Here is a 23488-nt window from a genome sequence, read left to right as displayed (position 1 = left end):
ATCAGCGGCCCGGTGGCGCTTCCGGGGCGGTCTCGGACGGCCAGGGCATGACCTCCGCCTCGGCCTCCGCCGCGGCGATCGCGTTGTCGAGGTCGGCGAAGGCGGCGGCCACCCGTTCCAGGCGGGCGGCCTCCTTCCGGCCGGCAAGGGCGAGGAATGCCGAGACCCCGAGGCCGTTCTCCTTGGCCACGTTCCGGATCAGTTCCGCATCCTCTGGATCAAGGCTGATCGAGATGTGCGTCTTGGCCATACAGCCAGCGTACTGCCGCGTCTCAGCGCCCAGCCCTGAGCGCGGCCCGCAGCAGCGCGGGCCCCGGAGGCGTCCCAGGAGCCTCTACGGGGGCGTCGGCGGCGGCTTGGTCCAGGCGGCACTCCCGGCACCGGTCCTCGTCGCCGACGGGCCGGAACAGCAGCGGCTGGACATGCCCGTCCCCCTCGCACTCCCGCATGGCGGCGACACGCGGTGGCGGTGGCGGAGCCTGCGGTACGGGGACGGGCGCGACGTGCTTCAGGGCGTAGCGCAGCAGCCCTCCGGGCCGGTGGATGGGCATCTGCCTGCTGGGCAGGGAGCGCGCGATCTCCTCCCGTACGGATTCGATGCTGTGCCCTCCCTCCAGCCAGCGGGCCGCGAGGCCCGCCAGCTCGGGGAGCATGGCGCGCGGCACACGCAGCCGGTCGTCCAGCGAGAGCAGATCGTCCACGACCCGCACGGCCTCGGGTGGTGCGGGAGGGGGAGGGACGGGGGTGTTCTCTTCGAGGGTCTTGTCTGGATGACGGCCGACGGACCGGACGTCGGGTTCACCGGCGGCCGGTCGGACGGCCGTCGGAGCCTCGGACGGCACCGGCAGCTCGGCGCCGTCCCGTACCCGCGCCGCCTCGGACGGCGCCAGAGGCACGTTGGAGACGAGCTGGCGGGTGCACCACAACCCCCGCAACCCCTGTTCGCGCCACTCGTGCACGTAGCCCTCGTCCATCAGCTGCTGCTTGGCGTTCTGGAAGGCGCGCTTCCCGAGCTTCGCCCGGTCGGCTGTCTTCGACAACGCCTCGTCGACGCCCTCGGGGAGCGAGAGCTGCAAGGTGAGAAGCCGAACGGCGTCGGAATTCAGCCGGGGATGGCGAAGAATCTCGTTCGGGATCTGAGTGAAGCGCCGAACCGGCGCGATAGCATGCCGAAGCATTTCGGGTGTCCTCCAGAGACACTCGGGGTGAAGGCCCTCGGCGCTGGCTGCAACCAGCTCGGGGGCCGCTTTGCGCTCACCGTACAGCAACCTCCGTGTTCGCGTGGTCACTTCGCGTGACGGACGCTTCGTCACCACTTGCCCCCGTACCGCTCCTGCTTCATCCGCAGCCAGTGCTCGATGATCTCGGTCTCGGCCTGGGACGCCTTGCGCAGACCGGCGGCCTTGATCGTCGCCACGAAGTGCACGAACCGCACGCGCCGCTGCTCGCCCTCCACGCCGATGACCTTGCCGGGGCCGTACACGTCCGTCTCGGTGTGCGCGACGAACTCGCCTTCCTCCATGGAGCGGACCCTCCTTTCGCTCTGTGTGTCGAACTGCTCACAGACTGGGAGGGCGGGGGCTACGCTCGGTAGGGGTTTGCGTGTGACAACGCGGAAGTCACAAAGGGGGCTGGCGGTGGCCATCGAGGACAACCCGGAAACCCGCAGGAAGTACGGCGAGGAACTGCGGCGCCGCCGCGAGGCGGCCGGCCTCACTCAGGAGCAGCTGAGCGAGATCACGATCATCTCTCGCACACACATCGCCCACATGGAAGCGGGTCGCCGCCGCCCGGACATCGCCGACGCGAGACGCCTGGACAAGGCGCTGGGCCCGGACGACTTCTTCGAGCGCTTCCTGCCCACGCTGGACGGCAAGGCGGTGGCGGAACACTTCGCTGAGGCGCTGGAGTTCGAGGGCGTGGCGACGGTGATCCGGGAGTACGCGCCGAAGCTGGTCCCGGGCATCCTGCAGACGGAGGCGTACGCGAAGGCGGTACTGAGTTCAGGACACCCGCCGAAGAGCGACGAGGTACGTGACAAGCTCCTTGTCACACGCCTGGAAAGGGCGCGGATCCTCGACGATTTCGACCGGCCGGTGGTGTGGACGCTGCTCGACGAGGCGGTTCTGCGGGGGCAAATAGGCGGCCGGATGGTGATGTGCGAACAGCTCCGTCACATTGTGGCTCTGGGCGAGAGCCGCCGAATCCGGGTGCATGTGCTGCCGTTCGACGTGGGAGCGCACGCGATGCTGGAAGGGTTCGTCTCGCTGATGTGGTTTTCGGACCTCCCGCCCATCGCGTACGTGGAAGGCCTCAAGTCGGGCCGCGTCTGGGAGGATCCGTCCGTGGTCCGGCAATGCCAAGAGGTCTACGATCATGCTTTGGGCGACGCCCTGTCGCACCGCAAGTCCCTGGCAATGATCAGGTCCGTCGCGGAGGAACACGAGCATGCAGCACGTCATGACCAGCATCCCTGACGCCTCGGCACTGACTGACTGGCGGAAGTCCTCGTACAGCGGCGGCAGCAGTGGCGAATGCCTCGAAGTCGACGACGCCGCCCGCCCCGCCCGCGTCCCCGTTCGGGACAGCAAGAACCCCACCGGCCCCGCGCTCGTCTTCCCCGCCATGGCCTGGGCGCCGTTCGTCGGCGCGGTCAAGTGCGGGGATCTCGGCTAGGCCGTGTCCGTAAAGTTGTTGGCTCGTTACTCCGTTTGTGGTGCGTCGACATGAACTGACGGATGAGTCGTGGGCGTTGATCGCTCCGTTGCTGGCGCCGGGCCGTATGGGCCGGCCCGTGCGGGACCGGCGCCAGGTGGTCAACGGGATCCTTTGGAAGCTGTCCACCGGGGCCGCCTGGCGTGACCTGCCCGAGCGGTACGGGCCGTGGAAGACGGTCTACGAACGCTTCCGGCACTGGTCCGCCGACGGCACCTGGGACCGGCTGCTGGCCCACGTCCAGCAGCACTCCGACGCCGTCGGGACCGTCGACTGGTCGATCGTCTGCGTGGACTCGACCACGGTCCGCGCGCATCAGCATGCGGCCGGGGCCCGAAAAGGGGGCCCTGGGAAGGCGAGGCACTCGGCCGATCACGCGGCGGGCTGACCAGCAAGATCCACCTGGCCTGCGACGGCCAGGGCCGGCCACTGGCCTTCACCCTGACCGGCGGGAACGTCAACGACTGCACCCAGTTCGAGGCGGTCATGGACCGGATCCGCGTCGCCCGGCCGGGGCCCGGCAGGCCCCGGACCCGGCCCCAGCGCGTGGTCGCAGACAAGGGCTACTCGGCCCGCAAGATCCGGGCCTACCTGAGGCGACGCGGGATCGCCTGCACGATCCCGGAGCGGATCGACCAGATCAACGGGCGCATCCGCCGCGGCGAGACCCGCTGCCGCCTCGACCGGACCGCCTACCGGCGCCGCAACGTTGTCGAACGCTGTTTCAGCCGGCTCAAGCAGAACCGGGCCCTGGCCACCCGCTACGACAAACGCGCCGTCCACTACCAAGCCATGGTCACCCTCGCCTGCCTCCGACTCTGGCTCCCATGACTTTCCGGACACGACCTAGGGGTGCCGGTGGGGCGGGCGGCGCTGTTCAGCGCTTGCCGGAGGTGACGCGCGGACACGAACCTCCGCAGTACTCCGCGTTCACCGCGTCGTAGGTGAAGGTGGTCGCGTTGCCGGTTCCTCCCGGTCCCACGAGCTCCGAGCGGCCCGTGCAGTTGCTGAACTCCCATACCCGCACGGTGTCGAGCATGTTGTTGAAGTAGGAACTGCCTTCGCGGGTGTCCACGCATTCCCGACCGCCGGGGAGCATGTAGACGTAGGGCTGTCCTTCGAAGTTGGGCGCCGCGTAGATGCAGACGCGGTACTCCGGGCAGTCGTTGAGGCCCGTCGGCGCCGATGCGGCCGGCGCGGTGCCCAGCGGGAGCAGGAACGCGGTGAGGACGGCTGCAAGGCCGGCGTACCTGGTCTTGTAAGTCTTCATCAGCACTGCCCCTTCCTGACCGAGCTGACGAAGCTGTGCAGCTCCCAGAGGCTGTCCGCGGTGTGGGCCTCCCAGCCGCTGTGCAGCTGCGCCTTGCTGTAGTTGTAGTCGCCGTAGGTGCACCACACGCTGTCGGTGTTGTTGGCGTACGACATGGCCAGGTCGTCGAAGTTCTGGTCGGCGAGATTTGGACTGCCGAAGCGGAACGTGGCGATGGCGCCGTTGCCGTCGTACTCGCTGAAGAGGCAGAAGTGTCCGCTGGGGCAGCGGTCGTAACCGCGTGGGGCGGCGGTCGCGGAATCGGCTGCCGTGGCTGTCGCGAGGAGGAGTGCGGCGGCGAGAGCGGGCGGGGCGAGGAGTCTGAGGACGTTGGGCGGCACGGGCGGCTCCCGAGGACGGAGGGCGAGTGGGGTGGATTGCACTGGTCATATGCCCCTGGCCTCGTTCTCCGAAGGCCCCCGCACGGGTGCGGTGGAGTCGTTCGCAGTCCGCTCGCGCGCCCCGGCGTACGCGCTGGTGATCTTCGCGGACGCGGCGGACGCGGCGCACGTGGCGGACGGTCGGCGTGGGGCGTTCCGGCGGTGCGCCGTATGGTTGCCGCGATCACGATCGGGACAACGGCGTACGGGGGCGCATCATGACCATTCACCGTCCGGGGCTGCCGGGGGACCTTCCGCCGGCGGACGTGCTGTGGGCCCGCTGGGCCTTGGTCGCCGTACTGGAGGCGACGAGCGCCAAGGAGACCGACCGGTACCCCAGCGGCGCCTGGATCGACGACGAGGGACTGCACCTCGACGACGGCGGCTGCACGTGGTGGACGTTCTCGCCGCTCGGGGGCGGCCGGTACGTGCTGTACGGCGAGGACGAGTCGAGCGGCGTGAAGTGGCACGACACGCCGATCGACATGCTCGCGGGCGGCCCGGACTGGCTCCCGTACGAGGAGCTGCGCGACCGGCTCAAGGGCAACGAGCTCGGCTGCGTCTACTGGTACGAGAACGCGGCGTGGGCCCGCGCCCCGTACCCCGACGACCTGGACGACGACGGCCTGGACTGCGGCATGAGCCGCTTCGTGGAGCGCGACGGGCTTCTGTTGCTGATGCTCGACAGCGTCGGGAAGGGCGACGGCCCGACCCGTGCCGAGCTCCTGGACGCCGCAGAGGCGGGCGCCGTCACCCCGGACCTGCTGGAGCGCCTGGGCCCCCGTACGGACGGCGAGCCGCGCGACCTGCCGGCGATGCTGCGCGCCTGTTCGATGGTGGAGAAGTGCACACTTCCGTAACCTGGTGTGCATGACGGAGAGGGCGTACTCGATCGTGGAAGCCCGCGCCCGCCTGGGCGCCATCGCGCGCGAGGTCAGCGCGACCCGTGAGCCGGTCGCCATCACCGACCACGGGCAGACCGTCGCCGTACTGGTCAGCCCTGCCGACGCCCTGGAGCTCGAGGAGCTGCGAGCTCTCGCCGCCTATCGGGCGCGCGAGGCCCGGGGCGAGAACGCCGGCGTCCGGCACGACGAGGCGTACCGGCGCGTGTTCGGCGAGGGTGAGGCGTGAGCTACGAGGTCGTCTGGGAGCCGGAGGCCCTTGTCCAGGCGGAGCGGTTCGCCAAGGACGACCCCGAGGGCGTGAGGCTGGTGTTCACCGCCGTCGACCACCTTGCTGACAATCCCCGCCCGGACGGCTCGTTCGGCAGTACCGACGTGCTGCGCATCCACGTCGGCCGCTACCGCGTGATGTACGAGATCAGCGACCAGCAGGTCCGCGTCAGCGTCATCCATCTCGGGCGCCTGCGCTGACAGCCACCCCGGGTGCCCGCCCCGGCCGCGTGCTGACCACGGGCCACTACTGAACCCGTCCGGCGTGCGCGGGCCGGGCGGGCCGTCCACTCTGGAGGGAGTCGGCTCGCGACCCCGAGGAGTGGCATGTCCGGACAGTTCGAGGCGACGGTCGAGGTCGACCGCGGCATCGACGAGGTGTTCACGTACCTCGCCGACGGGCGCAACGACCCGCGGTTCAGTCCCCGCGTGCTCCGGATCGAGAGGGTCCCGGAGTCGCCGACGGCGGTCGGCACGGTGTTCCGCAGCACGGTGAAGGACGCGGGGATGAAGACCTCGCGGGAGTTCCGGGTCACCGCCTTCGACCCGCCGCGGTCGATGCGCTGGGCCGAGGTGTCGAAGAACCTCGTGACGGCCGGCGAGGGCGGCTACGACCTGCAACCGCTCCCGAACGGCGGGACGCGCGTCCGCATCCACAACGTCCTGGAGGGCCACGGCCTCGGCAAGCTCCTCGTGGGCCTGGCCGTCGGCGCCGCCCGCAAGGACGCCCCGGCCTTCGGGCAGCGCATCAAGGCCGCGATCGAGGCGGACGTGCGCTAGCCGCCGCATACCCACTTTTTTGTGGGTACTTGTCGCCGTCGCCGCGCCGGGAGAGGCTGAAGGCGTCCGAAGGAACGGAACGGAAAGGAGATCGAAGAGGCGCCGGCCCCGGACGCCTCAGGACGCGGCGCGCTCCCTGGCGAGCCGGTCCAGCCGGCGGTGGCCCCAGTCGGACAACGGAGCCAGCGCCACGGAGAGTTCGCGGCCCTCGCCGGTCAGCGAATAGACGGTCTTCGGCGGCATCACGTCGTGCACCTCGCGGTGCACCAGACCGTCCGACTCCATCTCCCGCAACGCCTGGGTCAGCACCTTCTCGCTGATCCCGGGGATCCTCCGACGCAGTTCGCCGGGCCGGTGCGGTCCGGATTCGAGCAGCCAGAGCAGCAGCGTCTTCCACTTGCCGTCGACCACCGCGACGGCCGCGCTCACTCCGCACACCTCGGTGTCCTGGGCCCTGCTGCGCGTCATGCGGGTCTCCCCGTTCCTCGGTCGTCTCGTGCACCACTCTGCCATCGCCCTCCGTACAAGGGAGTTCCGTCATGTCTTCTTCCAGCCACCCCCTCTCCGACCGTCCCGCCGTCACCGTGATCGGGCTCGGCCCCATGGGCCGGGCGCTGGCCGGGGCGTTCGTCGCCGCCGGGGTGCGCACCACCGTGTGGAACCGCACGCCCGGCCGGGACCGCGAACTGATCGAGCAGGGCGCGATCGGGGCCGGCAGCGCCGCGGAGGCCGTCGCCGCCAGTCCGCTCAACGTGGTCTGCGTGGTCAACTACGACGCCGCGGACGCCGTGCTGCGCCGGGCCGAGGTCACCGCCGGGCTCAAGGGCCGCACGCTGCTCAACCTGACCGCGGACATCCCCGAACGGGCCCGCGACACCGGACGCTGGGCCGCCGAGCACGGCATCGCCTATCTGGACGGCGCGATCATGACGCCGACGCCGAGCATCGGCACGCCCGACGCGGTGTTCATCCACAGCGGCCCGGAGGAGCTGTACCGCGCGCAGCGCCCGGTGCTCGACGCCCTGGGCGGTACGCACACCCACCTCGGCGAGGACATCGGCCGGGCCGCCGCGTACGACGTCGCGCTGCTCGACATCTTCTGGACGGCGATGACGGGCTACATGCACGCCCTCGCCGTGGCGGGCGCGGAGGGCGTGAAGCCGGCCGAACTGGTCCCGTTCGCGCAGGGCATCGGCGCGATCCTGCCGCCGCTGTTCCAGGAGTTCGCCGAGGACCTGGAGAGCGGCTCCTTCTCCGGCGAGGGCAATCCGCTGACCTCGGCGGTCTCGTCCATGGCGCACATCGTGCACGCCTCCGAGTCCCACGGCATCGACGCGAGCGTGATGCGGGCCGCCGAGGGCCTGGCCCGCCGGACCGTGGCCCTGGGCCACGGCACGGACGGCTTCTCCCGGATCGCGGAGTTCCTCGGCCGCCGCTGAGACGCCGCGACGCACAACGTCGAGACCGGGGCGTCCGCGCTAGTTCAGCATCGCGCGGGCCGCCCGGGCCCGGCTGCGGATGCGGTCCGCCGCGGTCGGCTCGACGGCGGAGACGACCTCCGCGTACAACTCCAGTTCCGCCGCCCCCGTCAGGAAGTCGCCCCGCCGCACCAGCAGTTGCGCCCGCTCGTAGCGGAGGTGGGCCGGGTGGGAGGGGAGCAGCAGGGCCAGGTCCAGGGCGATGAGCGCCACGTCCGAGCGCTCGGGGCGCGGGGCCGCCCAGGAGCGGATGTTGTTCAGGATCCGGCGGACGATGTCCAGCGGGTCCGCCGGCAGCAGCATCGACGGGTCGAGGGTCTCGCCCGTCGCCCCGGCCACCAGCAGCTCCGCGTCCGTCCCGGTCATGCCCCGGCCCCCGGCGAACGGGTCCGTGAGGACCTGCTCCGGCATCGGGGCGTGCGGGTCGCCGATGCCGACCACGAAGTGCCCGGGCAGGGCCACCCCGTACACCGGCGCCCCGGCCCGCCGGGCGACCTCCATCCAGACGACCGACAGCAGGATCGGCAAGCCGCGCCGGCGCCGCAGCACGTGGTGCAGCAGCGAGGACTCCAGCCGCTGGTAGTCCGCGGACACGCCGTGGAAGCCCTCCCGGGCGCCGAGCAGTTCGCCCAGCGCCGCCGCCCACGCCCGCGGCGGGCGGGCGCCGTACGGCAGCAGCCCGGAGAGCCGGTCCAGCTCGATCTCGGCCTCGTCCAGGTCCGCCTGCGTCACGTCCGGATCGAGCGCCGCGCCGACGAGCAGGCAGAGCCGCGCGAGGTCCGGCCGCTCGGTCCGGGCCTCCTCCGCGAACTCCTGGCCCCAGTCGGTCACGCCTCCGCCGCTCGGTAGTGGTGATAGTGGTGATGGACCTGGAAGCCCATCCCCTCGTACATCGCGCGAGCGCCGCCGTTGTCCGTCTCCACCTGGAGCCAGGCGGCCGACGCGCCCTCGTCCAGCGCCCGCCGGGCGAGCGCGGCCATGACCGCTGTGGCCAGCCCCTGCCGGCGATGCTCCGGAGCGACCTCCACCGCCATGAAACCGGCCCAGCGGCCGTCGACCACACAACGTCCGATCGCCGCCGGTATGTCTTCCGTGCCCGGTACGGACGCGAACCACACACTCGGGCCGCTGTGCAGTACCTGGAGCACATGGGGTCCCGGCGCGGCGGACCGCTGGTAGCGCCGCAGCCAGGGCTCGTCGACGGTCCGGTCGAGCCGTACGGCCGATACCTCGGAGTCGTCCAGGTCCGCGACCGGCGCGAGGCCCCCGATCCGTACCTCCGCCGTGACGTCCGACCGCCAGCCGCGCTTCTCCAGCTCGGCGCAGAGCAGCTCCTGCGTGCCCTCCGCCCCGGTCGCGGCCTGGACGAACGCGGGCAGGTCCCGGGCCGCGTACCAGTCGCGCACCCGCGCCAGCGCCGCGTCCAGCTCCATGCCCGGATCCCCGAGCGGAAGCACCGAGTTGGCCCGCCGGGTGAACCCGGACGCGGCCCGCAGCGTCCACTCGCCGAGCGGCTCGCTCTCCACCGGCTGCCAGGCCCGGGCGGTGACCCGGGCGAGCTCCTGGAAGGAGGTCGCGGGACCCCGGCGGCGGGCCGGCGCGGCGGGCACGACCTTGCCCGCGACCAGCGACGATTCCGGGATGCGGACGCTCTCGCCGGTCCGTCGTGTGATCACGACCACACCCGCGTCCCACGATACGAGAACGCCGACGGCGTCAGCGAAGGTCGCGTCGGTCCCCGCGGAGTGTGTCAGATAGCGGACGGAGACGCGTTTTCCCACGTCAGAGCCAGTAATGCGAACCTCAAGACGCCCTCCGCCGACGATTTCCACGGCTCTCTCCGCCCCTCCTGTTCGGATCGTCTCCAAGAACGGAGATACTAGGGGCGGGCATCGACGACGCCGCGCTCCCGCGCAGAGCCAGCCCTACCGAGGAGGAACGACAGCGTGACCTACGTCATCGCGCAGCCTTGTGTCGACGTCAAGGACAAGGCGTGCATCGAGGAGTGCCCCGTCGACTGCATCTACGAGGGCCAGCGGTCCTTGTACATCCACCCGGACGAATGCGTCGACTGTGGGGCCTGTGAGCCGGTGTGCCCGGTCGAGGCGATCTTCTACGAGGACGACACTCCCGAGGAGTGGAAGGACTACTACAAGGCGAACGTCGAGTTCTTCGACGACCTCGGTTCGCCCGGTGGTGCCTCGAAGCTCGGCCTCATCGAGCGCGACCACCCCTTCATCGCCGCTCTGCCGCCGCAGAACGGCTGATCGCGCGACCTGCGATCCGTGATCACGGTCCCGTACGGCGCGTCCGCCGTACGGGACCGTGGCGTTTTCACACGTACGAGAAAGTGAGCACCGTGTCCGCAGTCTCCTCTCGCCTCCCCGTCTTCCCCTGGGACAAGCTGGAGCCGTACAAGAAGACGGCCCTGGCGCACCCGGACGGCATCGTCGACCTCTCCGTCGGCACGCCCGTCGACCCGGTCCCCGCACTGATCCAGGACGCCCTGGTCGCGGCGGCGGACTCGCCCGGCTATCCGACGGTGTGGGGCACGACGGAGCTGCGCGACGCGCTCACCGGATGGTGCGAGCGGCGGCTCGGCGCGGTCGGCTTCCGGCACGAGAACGTGCTGCCGGTGGTCGGCTCGAAGGAGCTGGTGGCCTGGCTGCCGACCCAGCTGGGGCTCGGCGCCGGTGACAAGGTGGCCTACCCGCGGCTCGCGTACCCGACGTACGAGGTCGGCGCGCGGCTGTGCGGCGCGGAGCCCGTCGTCTACGACGACCCTACCGAGCTCGACCCGGCCGGCCTGAAGCTGCTCTGGCTCAACTCGCCGTCCAACCCGACCGGTCGGGTCCTCGGCAAGGACGAGCTGACCCGGATCGTGGCCTGGGCGCGCGAGCACGGCGTGCTGGTCTTCTCCGACGAGTGCTACCTGGAGCTGGGCTGGGAGGCGGAGCCGGTCTCCGTCCTGCACCCGGACGTCTGCGGCGGCTCGTACGAGGGCATCGTCGCCGTCCACTCGCTGTCCAAGCGTTCCAACCTGGCCGGGTACCGGGCGGCGTTCATCGCCGGTGACGCGGCCGTCCTCGGCGAGCTGCTGCTGATCCGCAAGCACGGCGGGATGATGACGCCGGCGCCGGTGCAGGCGGCGACCGCGGTGGCGCTCGGCGACGACGCGCACGTGGCGGAGCAGCGGGAGCGGTACGCGGCACGGCGTGCGGCCCTGCGGGCGGCCCTGGAGGCGCACGGCTTCCGGATCGAGCACAGCGAGGCCAGCCTCTACCTGTGGGCGACGCGGGATGAGCCCTGCTGGCAGACCGTGGCGTACCTGGCCGAGCTGGGCATCCTGGTCGCGCCGGGCGACTTCTACGGCGTGGCGGGCGAGCGTTTCGTGCGGGTCGCGTTCACGGCGACGGACGAGCGCGTGGCGGCAGCGGTGAAGCGCCTGGGCGCGTAGGTCCGGACACGGCGAGGGCCCGGGAGACGGTGATCGCCTCCCGGGCCCTTTCGGTGCCTCGTGGCTCAGCCGAGCAGGCCGCCGCCGGGCAGGCCGCCGGTGGGCAGCTTGCCGGTCGGCAGGCTGTCGGTGGGCAGCTTGTCCTTCGTTCCGCCGACGAGCTGCTCGGCACCGCCGGTGGCGTCGCCGGCGGCCTCCTTCGCGAGCGGGGTGGCGGCTTCGGTGGCACCGCCGACGGTCGAGGCGGCGCTGCTGGGGTCGAGCTTCGTCAGCCCGGCCAGCCCACCGGCCGCGGGCAGCTCGGCTGCGCCCGCGACACCGGCCGCACCGATCACGGGCGCGGCTCCTGCGGCGACCAGCAGTGCGGCACGGGCGATCCGACGGCTCAGGGGGAGGGACATGATGCTCCTTCGACGAAGAGGACTTCAGGGCGTCGTCCAGCGTTCGGACGCCATGACAACCGGGTCGAGGGAGGGAGAGGTTGCGGCGGCCCCGGGTAAAGAGTTCGCAATGCGTCGCATGATCGGATCCATATGAAAACGGACGAACTCGACGCGTTCGCAACCAACTGCGGAACCGTTTATCTCCTTGCCGTGGAAGGCGATTGCGGAGACATGACAGGCCGGTCAAATGCGGTCCGAGGTCATGGCCGGGAGCGGTCGGAATGACGGCCCGAATACCCCTTCGGGGTGAAGTCTCGTACAGCTGCACGCCCCCCTCGGGTGTGCGCTACGAGGCCGCGCGGCTCACGGGGCGACGCGGATGCGCACCGTCCCCGGCGAGGTGTCGCCCGCTGACGCCTTCGCCCAGGCGCCGGACATGTCGCCCGCCCGCCAGACCCGGCCCGCGTACGCGACCTCGTCGATGCGCAGTGCCTCGGCCCGGGCCACCGCCCAGTGGGCCAGCTCCCATCCGCGCTGCTCGGCGGGTACGGCCGTCTCCCGCACCGGCACGGAGACCACCGCTCCGGCGGCGGGCGCGCCGGCCGCCGCACGGCCGGTACCAGTCCGCGTCAGCGCCGTCGGGCCGAGGTCCTTGCCGAATGTCCGCACCAGCTCGTCCCGCACCTGTGCCGCGTCGCCGGGCAGGCCGTCGGCCGGCCGCGCGGTGCATGACAAGGACCCGCCCGCCCGGCCGGTGAGCGCCGCCGCCAGCAGCGTCGCGTCCGGCTCGTGCTTCGCGTACGCCTGTGGGAAACCGCTGCGCTGCACCTTCTGCGCCGCCACCGTCAACGGCAGCCGCGAATAGCCCGGCACGTCCTCGAGATGTTCGTAGAACTTCCCGGACGAATACACCGGATCGAGAATCTGCTCCGGCGTTCCCCAGCCCTGCGAGGGCCGCTGCTGGAACAGGCCCAGTGAATCCCGGTCGCCGTGCTGGATATTGCGCAGCGCCGATTCCTGCAAAGCGGTCGCGAGCGCGATGGCGACGGCCCGCTCCGGCAGCCCGCGGGTCGTGCCGACCGCGGAGATCGTCGCGGCGTTGGACGCCTGCTCCGGAGTGAACTCGTACGTGTTCTTCCCACTGCCCACAGTGCACCGCGGCGCGCCCTTGCCGCCCGTCATGTAGTGCACGCCCACATACGCGGCGAGACCCAGCAGAACGGCGAACGCGGCCGTGAAGCGGGCGAGACGGCCGCGACGGCGGGGTCGGCGGCCGGGGAGACCGGAGGGGGTGGGCTCGGACACGGAGCCCACCGTACTGGAGTCCGGTTACGGTGTGGCCTCCGCGTCCATATCAGGGCGTGAGCAGCGCCGAAACCGCCGCAACGGGCCGCGTTAGGGTCGGTTCATGGCAGACAACGCACCTCTGGACGCTCCGCTCGACGCTTCTCTCGGCGCACCTCTCGACGGTTCGCTCGACCTCGGCCTCGACGGCCCGGCGCTCACCGCCGCCCTCGTCGACTTCCCCTCCGTCAGCGGCACCGAGAAGCCGCTCGCGGACGCCGTCGAGCAGGCGCTGCGGGCCCTGCCGCACCTCACCGTCGACCGGTACGGCAACAACGTCGTGGCCCGGACGAACCTCGGCCGCGCCGAGCGGATCGTCCTCGCCGGCCACATCGACACCGTCCCGATCGCCGACAACGTGCCCTCCCGGCTCGACGAGAACGGCGTCCTGTGGGGCTGCGGCACCAGCGACATGAAGTCCGGCGTCGCCGTCCAGCTCCGGATCGCCGCGACCGTCCCCGAGCCCAACCGCGACCTCACGTTCGTCTTCTACGACAACGAGGAGGTCGCCGCCCACCTCAACGGTCTGGGACATGTGGCCGAGGCCCACCCCGACTGGCTGGAGGGCGATTTCGCCATCCTGCTCGAGCCCTCCCTCGGCGAGGTCGAGGGCGGCTGCCAGGGCACGCTCCGGGTCTTCCTGCACACGGAGGGCGAGCGGGCCCACTCCGCGCGCTCCTGGATGGGCTCCAACGCCATCCACGCCGCGTCCCCGATCCTGGCCCGGCTCGCCGCGTACGAGCCGCAGAAGCGGGTGATCGACGGCCTGGAGTACCGCGAGGGCCTCAACGCCGTCCGCATCGAGGGCGGCGTGGCCACCAACGTGATCCCCGACGCCTGCACCGTCGTCGTCAACTTCCGCTACGCCCCCGACCGGTCCATGGAGGAGGCGGAGGCCCACGTACGCGAGGTGTTCGCCGACTGCGGCGTCACCGAGTTCGTGGTCGACGACCACAGCCCCGGCGCGCTCCCCGGCCTCTCCCACCCGGCCGCGCGGGCGTTCATGGAGGCGGTCGGCGGCAGCGCGCAGCCCAAGTTCGGGTGGACGGACGTGTCCCGGTTCAGCGCGCTCGGAGTCCCAGCGGTCAACTACGGGCCCGGTGACCCGCTGTACGCGCACAAGCGCGACGAGCACGTGCACGTCGACAAGATCCGCCACTGCGAGGAGCGGCTCCGCGACTGGCTGACTGCCCGACTCCCGTAATTTCGCTCTTTGTCACCTCCGGCGACCTACCCTGACCGGACAACATCGGCAACATCGGTGGAGGGAGCAGGCCATGGGTATTCCCGAGGGAGCGTCGAGGCCGGAGGAGCAGCGGCTCGGCCCGGTGCTGCGGCGCCGCGATCAGGTCCAGCCGGGCACCACGGATCAGAGGCTGCTGGACACCGAGGGCGACTCCGAGTGGGTGCACACCGATCCGTGGCGGGTCATGCGCATCCAGTCGGAGTTCGTGGAGGGCTTCGGCGCACTCGCGGAACTGCCGAGCGCGATCAGCGTCTTCGGCTCGGCCCGCACCCGGCCCGACTCGCCCGAGTACGAGGCTGGCGTCCGGCTCGGCCGGGCGCTGGTCGAGGCGGGTTTCGCGGTGATCACGGGCGGCGGCCCGGGCGCGATGGAGGCCGCGAACAAGGGCGCGCGGGAGGCCAAGGGCGTCTCGGTGGGCCTCGGCATCGAGCTGCCCTTCGAGCAGGGGCTCAACCAGCACGTCGACATCGGCGTGAACTTCCGGTACTTCTTCGTCCGCAAGACGATGTTCGTGAAGTACGCGCAGGGCTTCGTGGTCCTGCCGGGCGGCCTCGGCACGCTCGACGAACTCTTCGAGGCACTCACCCTGGTCCAGACCCGGAAGGTCACCCGCTTCCCGATCGTCCTCTTCGGCACCGAGTACTGGAAGGGCCTGGTCGACTGGCTCCGCGACTCGGTCGTGGCCGGCGGCAAGGCCAGCGAACGCGACCTCCTCCTCTTCCACGTCACGGACGACGTGGAGGAGGCGGTGGCGCTGGTGAGCAAGGAAACGGGCAGGTAGACGCCTCGGGGTGCCGGGCGCGCCGCGCCCGGCACCCTACGGGTTAGGCCAGGCCCCGCCGGGCGACGGCGGGCTCGCGGTGCCCGGCGATGGTCGCGACCATGTCGAGCACCTGCTTGGTCTCGGCGACCTCGTGCACGCGATACACCTGCGCCCCGAGCCACGCGGAAACCGCAGTCGTGGCCAAGGTCCCCAGCACGCGCTCCTTCACCGGCCGATCCAACGTCTCCCCCACGAAGTCCTTGTTGGACAGAGACACCAGCACCGGCCACCCCGTCTCCGTCATCTCCCCGAGTCGCCGCGTCGCCTCCAGACTGTGGCGGGTGTTCTTCCCGAAGTCGTGACCGGGGTCGATCATGATCCCGTCCCGCCGCACGCCCAGCGAGACCGCCCGCTCGGCGAGACCTACCGTCACCCGCAGGATGTCGGCCATGACGTCCTCGTACTCGACCCGGTGCGGCCGCGTCCGGGGCTCCGCCCCGCCCGCGTGGGTGCACACGAGCCCCGCGCCGTACCGCGCCGCGACCTCCGCGAGCCGGGGGTCGACGCCTCCCCACGCGTCGTTCAGAACGTCCGCGCCGGCCTCGCAGACCGCCGCGCCGACGTCGTGCCGCCACGTGTCGACGCTGATCACGATGTCGGGGTGGCGCCGGCGGACCTCGGCGACGAAGCCGACCGTGCGGCGCGCCTCCTCCTCCGCGGTCACCTCTTCGCCCGGTCCCGCCTTGACCCCGCCGATGTCGACGATCGCGGCGCCCTCGGCCACGGCCTGCTCGACGCGGGCGAGGGCGGGCTCGTCGCGGAACGTCGCGCCCTGGTCGTAGAAGGAATCCGGGGTCCGGTTGACGATCGCCATGATCACCGGTTCGTGCGGCCCGAATTCACGCCGTCCCAAGCGCAGCATCCCTTTTGTCCTCCCTCGCGTCCGTTCGCCTGCGACCCTAACTGTCGGTGGCGCATGGCACGATCGGCTCGGGACGTATTCCACACCGGATAGCCGGGAGATACACGCTGTGTTCTGGTTCTTGCTGATCGCGATGGTCGTGGTCGTCGCGGCGGTCACCCTGGTGGTGGTCGGCGGCGGCGACGGCGAGGTGCTGCCCGAGGCGGCGCCGGAGGGGCTGGTGGACCCGCTGCCGGCGACGCGTCCGGTCGGCCGCGCGGACATCGAGGCGCTGCGGCTGCCGATGGCGGCGCGTGGCTACCGGATGGCGGACGTCGACGACGTACTGGCGCGGCTCGGCGCGGAACTGGCCGAGCGGGACGCGCGGATCGCGGAGCTGGAGGCGGCGCTCGCGGGCGCGCAGGCGACGGCGGTGTCGCGGCCGGACCTGTTCAAGAAGCCCGGCGCGCAGGACGACGCGGAGGACGAGTCATGAGCGAGGGCGTCTCGATCCCGGGGCCGGACGGCCTGCTGCGCTGCCCGTGGGGCCTGTCGGCGGAGGACTACGTCGCGTACCACGACGAGGAGTGGGGCAAGCCGGTCCACGGCGACGACGCGCTCTTCGAGCGCCTCTGCCTGGAGGCGTTCCAGTCCGGCCTGTCGTGGATCACGATCCTGCGCCGCCGCGAGGGCTTCCGTAAGGCCTTCGCGGACTTCAGGATCGCTGAGGTGGCGCGGTTCACGGACACGGACCGGGAGCGGCTGCTCGCGGACGAGGGGATCATCCGCAACCGCGCGAAGATCGACGCGACGATCGCGAACGGGCAGCTGCTGGCCGGCTGGGCCACCGGCGAGCTGGAGGACCTGATCTGGTCCCACGCCCCGAACCCGACCTCCCGCCCGGCACCCCGCACGATCGCCGACGTCCCGGCGATCACGGACGAGTCCGTGGCCCTCTCGAAGGCCCTGAAGAAGCGCGGCGTCCGCTTCGTCGGCCCCACCACGGCCTACGCGCTCATGCAGGCCTGCGGCCTGGTCAACGACCACCTCCACGACTGCGCGATGCGCTGACGCGAGCCGGCCGCGCCCCCCACCCCGCCGCCAGGCGGCGGGGTGGGGGCGTGCGGGCTCAGCGGCCCAGGTACTTGGGCTTCTCCTTGGCGAGGAAGGCCTGGACGGCGATGGTGTGGTCCTCCGAGGCGCCGGCCTTGGTCTGGAGTTCGTCCTCCTTCTCCAGGGCCTCCGCCAGGGAGTGGTCCGCGCCGTAGGCCAGGGACTCCTTGAGGGCCGCGTAGGAGACCGTCGGGCCCTCGGCCAGGGCGCGGGCGACCGCGGCGGCCTCGGTCGCCAGGTCGGCCGCGGGGACGAGACGGTTGACGATGCCCAGCTCGTACGCCTCCTGCGCCGTGATCGAGCGCGGGAAGAGCAGCAGGTCGGAGGCCCGGCTCGCGCCGATCAGCCGCGGCAGCGTCCACGACATGCCCGAGTCCGCGGTCAGCGCGACCCCGGCGAACGAGGTGTTGAACGACGCGGTGTCCGCCACGACGCGGTAGTCCGCCGCCAGCGCGAACCCGAAGCCCGCGCCCGCCGCGACGCCGTTCACGCCCGCCACCACCGGCTTCTTCATGCTGGTCAGCGCGCGCACGATCGGGTTGTAGTGGTCCCGGACCGTGTTCATCGTCGCGTTGGTGCCGGACTCCTTGTCCGACATCAGCAGGCCCACGTGCTCCTTGAGGTCCTGGCCCACGCAGAACGCCCGGCCCGTCGCCGTCAGCAGCACCGCCCGAACGGCCGAATCCGCGGCCGCGGTCTCCGCCGCGTCCCGGAGCGCGACCTTCGCCGCCACGTTCATCGCGTTCATGGCCTCGGGCCGGTTGAGCGTGATCGTGGCGAGCCCGTCGCTCACCTCGTACAGCACGGTGTCGGCCATGACAGATCCCTTCGCACGGTCATCTTTGATCGTTGGCCCGACCAGCATGGCGGAGTTCCTCCCGTCCGCACATGTGAGCTGCGTCAAAGATTCGGCACCCCCTCCCGGACCCGCGGCGGCGAAGTATCGCAGGCCGATCGCCGAAATGGGCGGTTTTGCGAAAGCGCGTTGCGCAAGCGATGCCTCCTGATGTTGGTCATCGGGTCTGCGGATGCGGGATAATGACCTGGAAGCAATGTGTTCGATGCCGGTGACGCGTGCTCCTTTCCCGGGGCCGTCGGCTTTCGATGAGCTGGTTTCAGGAAGGGGAACGAGCATGGCGGCCATGAAGCCGCGGACGGGCGACGGCCCGCTCGAGGTGACCAAGGAGGGGCGGGGCATTGTCATGCGCGTTCCGCTCGAAGGCGGCGGTCGGCTTGTCGTCGAGCTGACCCCGGACGAGGCCGACGCTCTCGGCGACGCCCTGAAGAAGGTCGTCGGCTGACGCGATACGCGCCCACGATTTCCCACTGCCCCGGCAAGGTCTCACCACCGCGCCGGGGCAGTGGCGTCTCAGGCGTTCGGAGCCTTGCGCGGCTGAGGCCGCCGAGCCGCCCCTACCCGCTGCCCCTCTACGGCCGGCGCACCGCGCACAGCAGGCCGTCGCCCACCGGCAGCAGTGAGGGCAGCAGCTCCTGGCTCTCCCGGATCGCGCGCAACAGCTCGCGCACTCGCAGCACCTCCGCCGGTTGTGCCGCAGAGTCCACCGTCCGGCCGTCCGCGAACATGCCCTCGAAGCAGACCAGCCCGCCCGGCCGCAGCAGGCGCAACGATTCAGCGAGGTAGTCCAGGCACTCCAGCCGGTCGCCGTCGCAGAACACCAGGTCGTACCCGCCGTCCGCGAGCCGCGGCAACACGTCGAGCGCGCGGCCGGGGATGAACCGCGCCCGGTTCCCCGCGAAACCCGCCGCCCGGAACGCCGTCTTCGCGAACTGCTGCCGCTCCGGCTCCAGATCCACCGTGGTCAGGACCCCGTCCGGCCGCATCCCGTGCAGCAGGTAGATCCCCGACACGCCCGTACCGGTACCGATCTCGGCCACCGCCTTCGCGTCCGCCGTGGCCGCGAGCAGCCGCAGTGCGGCGCCGGTGCCCGGCGACACCGAGGGCAGCCCTGCCTCCCGGGCCCGCGCACGGGCCCAGCGCAGCGCTTCGTCCTCGGCGACGTAGGCGTCGGCGAACGCCCAGCTCGTCTGCCGGTTGGCGGTAATGGCCCTCTCCTGTCCCCGTAGTTGGCGCAACGGTGACTGTATCCGCTGCGCGTGGGAACCCGCAGATGGGACCGGGCGTTGATAAGGGGCGGGGGAGAGAACCGGGGGGAGCGGATGGCACGACACGCGGTGGCCCGCGAGCAGGCCCCAAATTCGCGTAAAGATTCTTATCCGGAGCTAACGGACGGGGTGGCTATGGTAGGGGCTCCACTGGACACCACCAGAGCCGACAGGGGAGGTGCGGCTGCGCCTGTGGATCGGGGAGGAGTGCTTCGGCGTCTTCTCAGGTCGGCGGGTGAGCCGAAATCCGTGACCGACACCGCTGACCGTTTCCGCACCGCCGACTCCGCACCCACCACCGCGACCTTCGCCACGGACGCGGAATCGCAGGCGTGGACTCCGCCCACATGGGAGGAGATCGTCAGCACGCACAGTGGCCGCGTCTACCGTCTCGCCTACCGCCTCACCGGCAATCAGCACGACGCCGAGGACCTCACGCAGGAGGTCTTCGTCCGGGTCTTCCGCTCGCTGTCGACGTACACGCCCGGCACCTTCGAGGGCTGGCTGCACCGCATCACCACGAACCTGTTCCTCGACATGGTCCGCCGCAAGCAGCGCATCCGGTTCGACGCGCTCGGCGACGACGCGGCGGAGCGGCTGCCCAGCCGCGAGCCGTCCCCGCAGCAGGCGTTCAACGACACCCACTTCGACGCGGACGTGCAGCAGGCGCTGGACACCCTCGCGCCCGAGTTCCGTGCCGCGGTCGTCCTCTGTGACATCGAGGGCCTGTCGTACGAGGAGATCGCCGCGACCCTGGGCGTGAAGCTCGGCACCGTCCGCAGCCGCATCCACCGCGGCCGGTCCCACCTGCGCAAGGCCCTGCAGCACCGTTCCCCGGAGGCCCGCGCGGAGCGCGCGTACGCCGCCGTCGGCTGGGAGGGCGGAACCGCGTGAGCAGCTCCAGCCCGTCAGGCCCCACCCCCGTGGAACACCACCTGGGGGACCGGCTCGCCGCGCTCGTCGACGGCGAACTCGGTCATGACGCCCGCGAGCGGGTCCTCGCCCACCTCGCGACGTGTCCCAAGTGCAAGGCCGAGGCCGACGCCCAGCGCAGCCTCAAGAACGTGTTCGCGCAGGCCGCGCCGCCTCCCCCCTCCGAGGGGCTGCTCGCGCGCCTTCAAGGACTGCCCGGCGGACCGGGCGACCCGGGCGGTGACGGCGGGGGCCGAGGGCCCTTCGACGCCGTCGGCGGGATCTTCGGCGTCCGCGGCGACGGCGTCGGCGGCGTCCGTACGGACGGTTTCGCCACCGCAGCCCCGGTCGATCCGTACTCCGGCTTCCGCATCCACGAGGTCGGGCGGCCCGCCCAGGACCGCTCAGCGTGGCGCGGCCGGCGGTTCGCCTTCGCGGCGGCCAGCGCGGTGTCCTTCGCGGCGATCGCCCTCGGCGGCGCGCTGCCGCTGGAGGCTGCCGTCGAGGCGAACGCGCGCGGAGAAGGCACCGGCGCCTCGGTGACCCCGCTGCGGTCCGGCGGCGGCGCCCAAGGCGCCGGTACGGGTACGGGCAGCACCGGCACCGTTACCGGCACCGGCACCGGCGTCACGGTCGGTACACCGACGAACCGCAGCGCCCGGTCCGCGGAGCGGCCGACCCCGGCCATGCTCAACGCGGCCCGGATCAACGCGGCCACGACCGTGCAGCTCCAGGCCCCGGCCACCCCGCTGCTCGGGCTGTCCCCGCTGATACGGCCCACCGGGTCCGCGCTCCAGTCGGCGTTCGCACCCGCGTTCCCGCCGACCGCGACCCCCGAACCGACCCGACTGACCGCTCCGACCCGGCCGAGCGACCCGCTCCCGTCCCCCCGCTGAGCGGGACCTGATTGAATCCTCGGCAGGGGCGCCCGCCGGGACGGGCGCGGACAGGCACGCTGTTACGGGGAGAGCATGGACGACGGGAAGACGACCGGCCGGAAGCCGAAGTGGTGGAGCCGGCCGACGAGTGCACCCGCGCCGGAGGCAGGGGCGGAGCCCGCGATACCGGAACCGGCGGCCGACACGCCGCCGGAGCCCGCGCCCGAGCCCGCCCCCGCCTCGGACACGGACGGCGACTTCACCCTGGCAGCCCCGGCCGCTCAGGCGCCGGAGGCACCGGAGAGCGTCGCGGCCCCGGCTGCGGAGCCCGCCGACGCGGCCCCGCAGCCGCAGACGGCGACCACCAGCCTGGAGAAGACGCCCGCACCGGAGCCTGTGCCGGAGCCCGTACCCGCTCCGGAGCAGCCCGAGCCCGTCCCCGTCACGGATGCCGACGTCGACGCCGTGCCGGTCTCGGAGCCGTACCGACCGGCCGGGCAGCCGCTGCACCAGCCGGACGAGTACCGCACCCCGCCCTACGGCGGCCCCGGCCCCTGGGCGCCCGCCCCGCCCGTCCAGCGGCCCGTCCCGCCGCAGGGCCAGCCCCCTGTACCGCCGCAGGGCCAGCCCCCCGCCCCGCCGCAGGGCCCGGGGCCCGTGCCGCCGCAGCCGCCCGCCCCCGTGCCGCCGCAGCCGCCCGCCCCGATGCCCGCCGCTGCCCCCGCGCCCGTGACCGCAGCCTCGCCATGGGTGCAGTACGACCCGTGGAGCACGCCCGCCGGCCTGGCGACGCCGCCCGCGGCGGCCGTCCCGTCCTCGAAGGCCCGCCGCGGCATCGGCTTCGTCGGCGCGCTCGTCATCGCGCTCGCCACCGGCATCGTCGGCGGCGGAGTCGGCGCGTACATCGAGCGCAACGGCGGCCTCACCACCATCGAGCTCCCGCAGGCCGAGGCCGAGGACACCGGCCGCGCGCCGGACAGCGTCGCCGGCATCGCCGCGAGCGCGCTGCCCAGCGTCGTCACCATCCACGTGAAGGGCGGCGGCTCCTCCGGCACCGGCACGGGCTTCGTGCTCGACGACCAGGGCCACATCCTCACCAACAACCACGTCGTCGACCCGGCCGGCAGCGCCGGCGACATCTCGGTGACCTTCAGCGGCGGCGAGACGGCCGAGGCGAAGCTCGTCGGCAAGGACAGCGGCTACGACCTCGCGGTCGTGAAGGTCAGCGGCGTGTCCAACCTCAAGCCGCTGCCGCTCGGGAACTCCGACAACGTCCGCGTCGGCGACCCGGTCGTGGCCATCGGCGCCCCGTTCGACCTCCAGAACACCGTCACCTCCGGCATCATCAGCGCCAAGGAGCGGCCGATCACCGCCGGCGGCGAGAAGGGCGACGGCAGCGACATCAGCTACGTCGACGCCCTGCAGACCGACGCGCCGATCAACCCCGGCAACTCCGGCGGCCCGCTGGTCGACTCCAAGGCCCGGGTCATCGGCATCAACAGCGCCATACGCGCCGCCGGGAACGGCTCCAGCCCGACCAGCGGCCAGTCCGGCTCCATCGGCCTCGGCTTCGCCATCCCGATCAACCAGGGCAAGCGCGTCGCCGAGGAGCTGATCAACACCGGCAAGGCCACCCACCCCGTCATCGGTGTGAGCCTCGACATGCAGTACGACGGCGACGGAGCCAAGGTCGGCGAGAAGGGCAAGGACAACAGCCCGGCCGTCACGCCCGGCGGCCCGGCCGCGAAGGCGGGCATCCGCCCCGGCGACGTCATCACCAAGGTCGACGGGCAGCGGGTGCACAACGGCGAGGAGCTGATCGTGAAGATCCGCGCCCACCGGCCCGGCGACCGGCTGGAGCTGACGCTGCTGCGCGGGGGCAACGAGCTGGCCAAGTCGTTGACGCTCGGTTCCGCGCAGGGCACCTGAGCGCCATGTCGCGGACGTCGCAAGGTACCGCGCCGACAGTTTCGGCGGGTACCGTGGACCGGGCCCGGACCCCCTGAAGGAGCAGCAAGGTGTTCAACGACATCGGCATACTCGAGCTGGCGACGCTCGTTGTCCTCGCCGTGCTGATTTTCGGCCCGGACAAGCTGCCGAAGGTCATCCAGGACGTGGCGGGCTTCATCCGCAAGGTCCGGAGCTTCTCCGAGAGCGCCAAGCAGGACATCCGCAGCGAGCTCGGGCCCGAGTTCAAGGACTTCGAGTTCGAGGACCTGAACCCGAAGACGTACCTGCGCAAGCAGCTCGAGAAGGACGGCGACCTCAAGGAGCTCAAGGACCTCCGCGACAGCTTCGACCTCCGCAAGGAGATGAACGACGTCGCCGACGCGGTGAACTCCACCGAGCCCGAGCCGTCGTCCGTACCGGCCGCGGTCAACGGCTCGCCGGACCTGACGAAGAAGACCGACAAGCCCGACGGGGGCGACCGCCCGCCGTTCGACGCCGACGCCACCTGACCCGTCCGGCCGTCAAATCCCTGACGGCCGCGACGGGATGGCTATCCTCGACTGTCGTCCGTTGATGCGGACAC

31 protein-coding genes and 1 pseudogene are annotated in these 23488 nt (G+C 71.7%); 19 read left to right on the top strand and 13 right to left on the bottom strand.

Annotated elements, in window-relative coordinates; genetic code table 11:
- Position 1 precedes the first annotated feature (1 nt).
- From R2D22_RS12945 to R2D22_RS12935, 3 genes are all read right to left on the bottom strand, one after another.
- On the bottom strand, positions 2-250 hold the full coding sequence (locus R2D22_RS12945) for a hypothetical protein (RefSeq protein WP_318103264.1): 249 nt from the start codon (positions 248-250) through the stop codon (positions 2-4).
- A 22-nt stretch (positions 251-272) separates the two neighbouring features.
- Positions 273-1076: a hypothetical protein gene (locus R2D22_RS12940; protein ID WP_318103263.1), complete on the bottom strand. Its 804-nt coding sequence runs from the start codon at positions 1074-1076 to the stop codon at positions 273-275.
- Positions 1077-1309: 233 nt separating this feature from the next.
- Complete coding sequence (locus tag R2D22_RS12935) at positions 1310-1522, bottom strand: hypothetical protein (protein ID WP_318103262.1); 213 nt, start codon at positions 1520-1522, stop codon at positions 1310-1312.
- Between the two features lie 115 nt (positions 1523-1637).
- Between R2D22_RS12935 and R2D22_RS12930 the strand changes: the two genes are divergently transcribed.
- The 3 genes and pseudogenes from R2D22_RS12930 to R2D22_RS12920 all read left to right on the top strand — a co-directional run bounded on the left by R2D22_RS12930 (position 1638) and on the right by R2D22_RS12920 (position 3546).
- Positions 1638-2477, top strand: a complete 840-nt coding sequence (locus R2D22_RS12930) for a helix-turn-helix domain-containing protein (protein ID WP_318103261.1) — start codon at positions 1638-1640, stop codon at positions 2475-2477.
- Positions 2461-2676 carry a DUF397 domain-containing protein gene (locus R2D22_RS12925; protein ID WP_318103260.1) on the top strand — a complete coding sequence of 72 codons (216 nt, stop codon included), beginning with the start codon at positions 2461-2463 and terminating at the stop codon, positions 2674-2676. The genes R2D22_RS12930 and R2D22_RS12925 overlap by 17 nt, the downstream gene beginning before the upstream one ends.
- Before the next feature lie 37 nt (positions 2677-2713).
- Positions 2714-3546 (top strand): annotated as a pseudogene (locus R2D22_RS12920) (IS5 family transposase).
- A gap of 46 nt (positions 3547-3592) precedes the next feature.
- Here R2D22_RS12920 and R2D22_RS12915 read toward each other — a convergent pair.
- Together R2D22_RS12915 and R2D22_RS12910 are read right to left on the bottom strand one after the other, a co-directional pair.
- Positions 3593-3985: a peptidase inhibitor family I36 protein gene (locus R2D22_RS12915; RefSeq protein ID WP_318103259.1), complete on the bottom strand. Its 393-nt coding sequence runs from the start codon at positions 3983-3985 to the stop codon at positions 3593-3595.
- Positions 3985-4365, bottom strand: coding sequence for a peptidase inhibitor family I36 protein (locus R2D22_RS12910; RefSeq protein WP_318103258.1), 381 nt, complete (start codon positions 4363-4365; stop codon positions 3985-3987). Before R2D22_RS12910 ends, R2D22_RS12915 begins: the two co-directional genes overlap by 1 nt.
- 257 nt (positions 4366-4622) lie before the next feature.
- Here R2D22_RS12910 and R2D22_RS12905 point away from each other — a divergent pair, with 257 nt between their 5' ends.
- The 4 genes from R2D22_RS12905 to R2D22_RS12890 all read left to right on the top strand — a co-directional run bounded on the left by R2D22_RS12905 (position 4623) and on the right by R2D22_RS12890 (position 6356).
- Positions 4623-5264, top strand: coding sequence for a hypothetical protein (locus tag R2D22_RS12905; protein ID WP_318103257.1), 642 nt, complete (start codon positions 4623-4625; stop codon positions 5262-5264).
- 10 nt (positions 5265-5274) lie between these two features.
- On the top strand, positions 5275-5535 hold the full coding sequence (locus R2D22_RS12900; protein ID WP_318103256.1) for a type II toxin-antitoxin system Phd/YefM family antitoxin: 261 nt from the start codon (positions 5275-5277) through the stop codon (positions 5533-5535).
- Positions 5532-5777, top strand: coding sequence for a type II toxin-antitoxin system RelE family toxin (locus tag R2D22_RS12895; protein ID WP_318103255.1), 246 nt, complete (start codon positions 5532-5534; stop codon positions 5775-5777). Before R2D22_RS12900 ends, R2D22_RS12895 begins: the two co-directional genes overlap by 4 nt.
- 126 nt (positions 5778-5903) lie before the next feature.
- Entirely contained in the window at positions 5904-6356 is a 453-nt protein-coding gene (locus R2D22_RS12890; RefSeq protein ID WP_318103254.1) for an SRPBCC family protein, read from the top strand.
- A 117-nt stretch (positions 6357-6473) separates the two neighbouring features.
- On the opposite strand, the gene R2D22_RS12885 is transcribed toward R2D22_RS12890, so the two are convergent.
- Positions 6474-6824, bottom strand: coding sequence for a winged helix-turn-helix transcriptional regulator (locus tag R2D22_RS12885; RefSeq protein WP_318103253.1), 351 nt, complete (start codon positions 6822-6824; stop codon positions 6474-6476).
- Between the two features lie 71 nt (positions 6825-6895).
- Between R2D22_RS12885 and R2D22_RS12880 the strand changes: the two genes are divergently transcribed.
- Positions 6896-7795, top strand: coding sequence for an NAD(P)-dependent oxidoreductase (locus tag R2D22_RS12880; RefSeq protein WP_318103252.1), 900 nt, complete (start codon positions 6896-6898; stop codon positions 7793-7795).
- Positions 7796-7834: 39 nt separating this feature from the next.
- On the opposite strand, the gene R2D22_RS12875 is transcribed toward R2D22_RS12880, so the two are convergent.
- Together R2D22_RS12875 and R2D22_RS12870 are read right to left on the bottom strand one after the other, a co-directional pair.
- On the bottom strand, positions 7835-8665 hold the full coding sequence (locus R2D22_RS12875; RefSeq protein ID WP_318103251.1) for a transglutaminase-like domain-containing protein: 831 nt from the start codon (positions 8663-8665) through the stop codon (positions 7835-7837).
- Positions 8662-9666, bottom strand: coding sequence for a GNAT family N-acetyltransferase (locus R2D22_RS12870; RefSeq protein ID WP_318103250.1), 1005 nt, complete (start codon positions 9664-9666; stop codon positions 8662-8664). The genes R2D22_RS12875 and R2D22_RS12870 overlap by 4 nt, the downstream gene beginning before the upstream one ends.
- Positions 9667-9780: 114 nt before the next feature.
- Here R2D22_RS12870 and fdxA point away from each other — a divergent pair, with 114 nt between their 5' ends.
- The gene (gene fdxA, locus R2D22_RS12865) at positions 9781-10101 is read left to right on the top strand and encodes a ferredoxin (protein ID WP_031078476.1); all 321 of its coding nucleotides are present in this window, start codon (positions 9781-9783) and stop codon (positions 10099-10101) included.
- A gap of 92 nt (positions 10102-10193) precedes the next feature.
- Positions 10194-11291 (top strand): bifunctional succinyldiaminopimelate transaminase/glutamate-prephenate aminotransferase, encoded by a 1098-nt coding sequence (locus tag R2D22_RS12860; protein WP_318103248.1) that lies wholly within the window; start codon positions 10194-10196, stop codon positions 11289-11291.
- Between the two features lie 65 nt (positions 11292-11356).
- Here the strand turns inward: R2D22_RS12860 and R2D22_RS12855 are convergent, their stop codons facing one another.
- Both R2D22_RS12855 and R2D22_RS12850 read right to left on the bottom strand, forming a co-directional pair.
- Complete coding sequence (locus R2D22_RS12855) at positions 11357-11692, bottom strand: ATP-binding protein (RefSeq protein ID WP_318103247.1); 336 nt, start codon at positions 11690-11692, stop codon at positions 11357-11359.
- A 345-nt stretch (positions 11693-12037) separates the two neighbouring features.
- The gene (locus R2D22_RS12850) at positions 12038-12988 is read right to left on the bottom strand and encodes a hypothetical protein (protein WP_318103246.1); all 951 of its coding nucleotides are present in this window, start codon (positions 12986-12988) and stop codon (positions 12038-12040) included.
- A gap of 94 nt (positions 12989-13082) precedes the next feature.
- Between R2D22_RS12850 and dapE the strand changes: the two genes are divergently transcribed.
- Both dapE and R2D22_RS12840 read left to right on the top strand, forming a co-directional pair.
- Entirely contained in the window at positions 13083-14222 is a 1140-nt protein-coding gene (gene dapE / locus R2D22_RS12845; protein ID WP_318103245.1) for a succinyl-diaminopimelate desuccinylase, read from the top strand.
- Between the two features lie 73 nt (positions 14223-14295).
- Entirely contained in the window at positions 14296-15045 is a 750-nt protein-coding gene (locus R2D22_RS12840) for an LOG family protein (protein ID WP_318103243.1), read from the top strand.
- Positions 15046-15088: 43 nt separating this feature from the next.
- Here R2D22_RS12840 and folP read toward each other — a convergent pair whose 3' ends face one another.
- The gene (gene folP, locus R2D22_RS12835) at positions 15089-15949 is read right to left on the bottom strand and encodes a dihydropteroate synthase (RefSeq protein WP_318103241.1); all 861 of its coding nucleotides are present in this window, start codon (positions 15947-15949) and stop codon (positions 15089-15091) included.
- A 109-nt stretch (positions 15950-16058) separates the two neighbouring features.
- Between folP and R2D22_RS12830 the strand changes: the two genes are divergently transcribed.
- Positions 16059-16424, top strand: coding sequence for a DivIVA domain-containing protein (locus R2D22_RS12830; RefSeq protein ID WP_318103240.1), 366 nt, complete (start codon positions 16059-16061; stop codon positions 16422-16424).
- A complete protein-coding gene (locus R2D22_RS12825; protein ID WP_318103239.1) occupies positions 16421-16999 on the top strand; it encodes a DNA-3-methyladenine glycosylase I in 579 nt (192 codons plus the stop codon). Before R2D22_RS12830 ends, R2D22_RS12825 begins: the two co-directional genes overlap by 4 nt.
- Before the next feature lie 58 nt (positions 17000-17057).
- Here the strand turns inward: R2D22_RS12825 and chcB are convergent, their stop codons facing one another.
- Entirely contained in the window at positions 17058-17858 is an 801-nt protein-coding gene (gene chcB, locus R2D22_RS12820) for a 2-cyclohexenylcarbonyl CoA isomerase (protein WP_318103238.1), read from the bottom strand.
- A gap of 316 nt (positions 17859-18174) precedes the next feature.
- Here chcB and R2D22_RS12815 point away from each other — a divergent pair, with 316 nt between their 5' ends.
- Positions 18175-18342: a DUF3117 domain-containing protein gene (locus R2D22_RS12815; RefSeq protein WP_003966491.1), complete on the top strand. Its 168-nt coding sequence runs from the start codon at positions 18175-18177 to the stop codon at positions 18340-18342.
- Between the two features lie 127 nt (positions 18343-18469).
- On the opposite strand, the gene R2D22_RS12810 is transcribed toward R2D22_RS12815, so the two are convergent.
- Positions 18470-19135 (bottom strand): O-methyltransferase, encoded by a 666-nt coding sequence (locus tag R2D22_RS12810; protein ID WP_318103237.1) that lies wholly within the window; start codon positions 19133-19135, stop codon positions 18470-18472.
- 165 nt (positions 19136-19300) lie between these two features.
- Here R2D22_RS12810 and sigE point away from each other — a divergent pair, with 165 nt between their 5' ends.
- The 4 genes from sigE (at position 19301) to R2D22_RS12790 (ending at position 23414) form a co-directional block, all read left to right on the top strand.
- Positions 19301-20059, top strand: a complete 759-nt coding sequence (sigE, locus tag R2D22_RS12805) for an RNA polymerase sigma factor SigE (RefSeq protein ID WP_318103236.1) — start codon at positions 19301-19303, stop codon at positions 20057-20059.
- Positions 20056-20973 carry an anti-sigma factor family protein gene (locus R2D22_RS12800; RefSeq protein WP_318103235.1) on the top strand — a complete coding sequence of 306 codons (918 nt, stop codon included), beginning with the start codon at positions 20056-20058 and terminating at the stop codon, positions 20971-20973. The genes sigE and R2D22_RS12800 overlap by 4 nt, the downstream gene beginning before the upstream one ends.
- A gap of 75 nt (positions 20974-21048) precedes the next feature.
- The gene (locus R2D22_RS12795; RefSeq protein WP_318103234.1) at positions 21049-22884 is read left to right on the top strand and encodes a S1C family serine protease; all 1836 of its coding nucleotides are present in this window, start codon (positions 21049-21051) and stop codon (positions 22882-22884) included.
- A gap of 89 nt (positions 22885-22973) precedes the next feature.
- Positions 22974-23414 (top strand): sec-independent translocase, encoded by a 441-nt coding sequence (locus R2D22_RS12790; RefSeq protein WP_318103233.1) that lies wholly within the window; start codon positions 22974-22976, stop codon positions 23412-23414.
- The last annotated feature ends 74 nt before the right edge of the window (positions 23415-23488 follow it).

The organism is Streptomyces sp. HUAS YS2 (genome assembly GCF_033343995.1).
GTDB lineage: Bacteria > Actinomycetota > Actinomycetes > Streptomycetales > Streptomycetaceae > Streptomyces > Streptomyces solicathayae.
The sequence above is the reverse complement of the archived record's forward strand: the minus strand, read 5'-3'. Positions and strand labels throughout refer to the sequence as shown.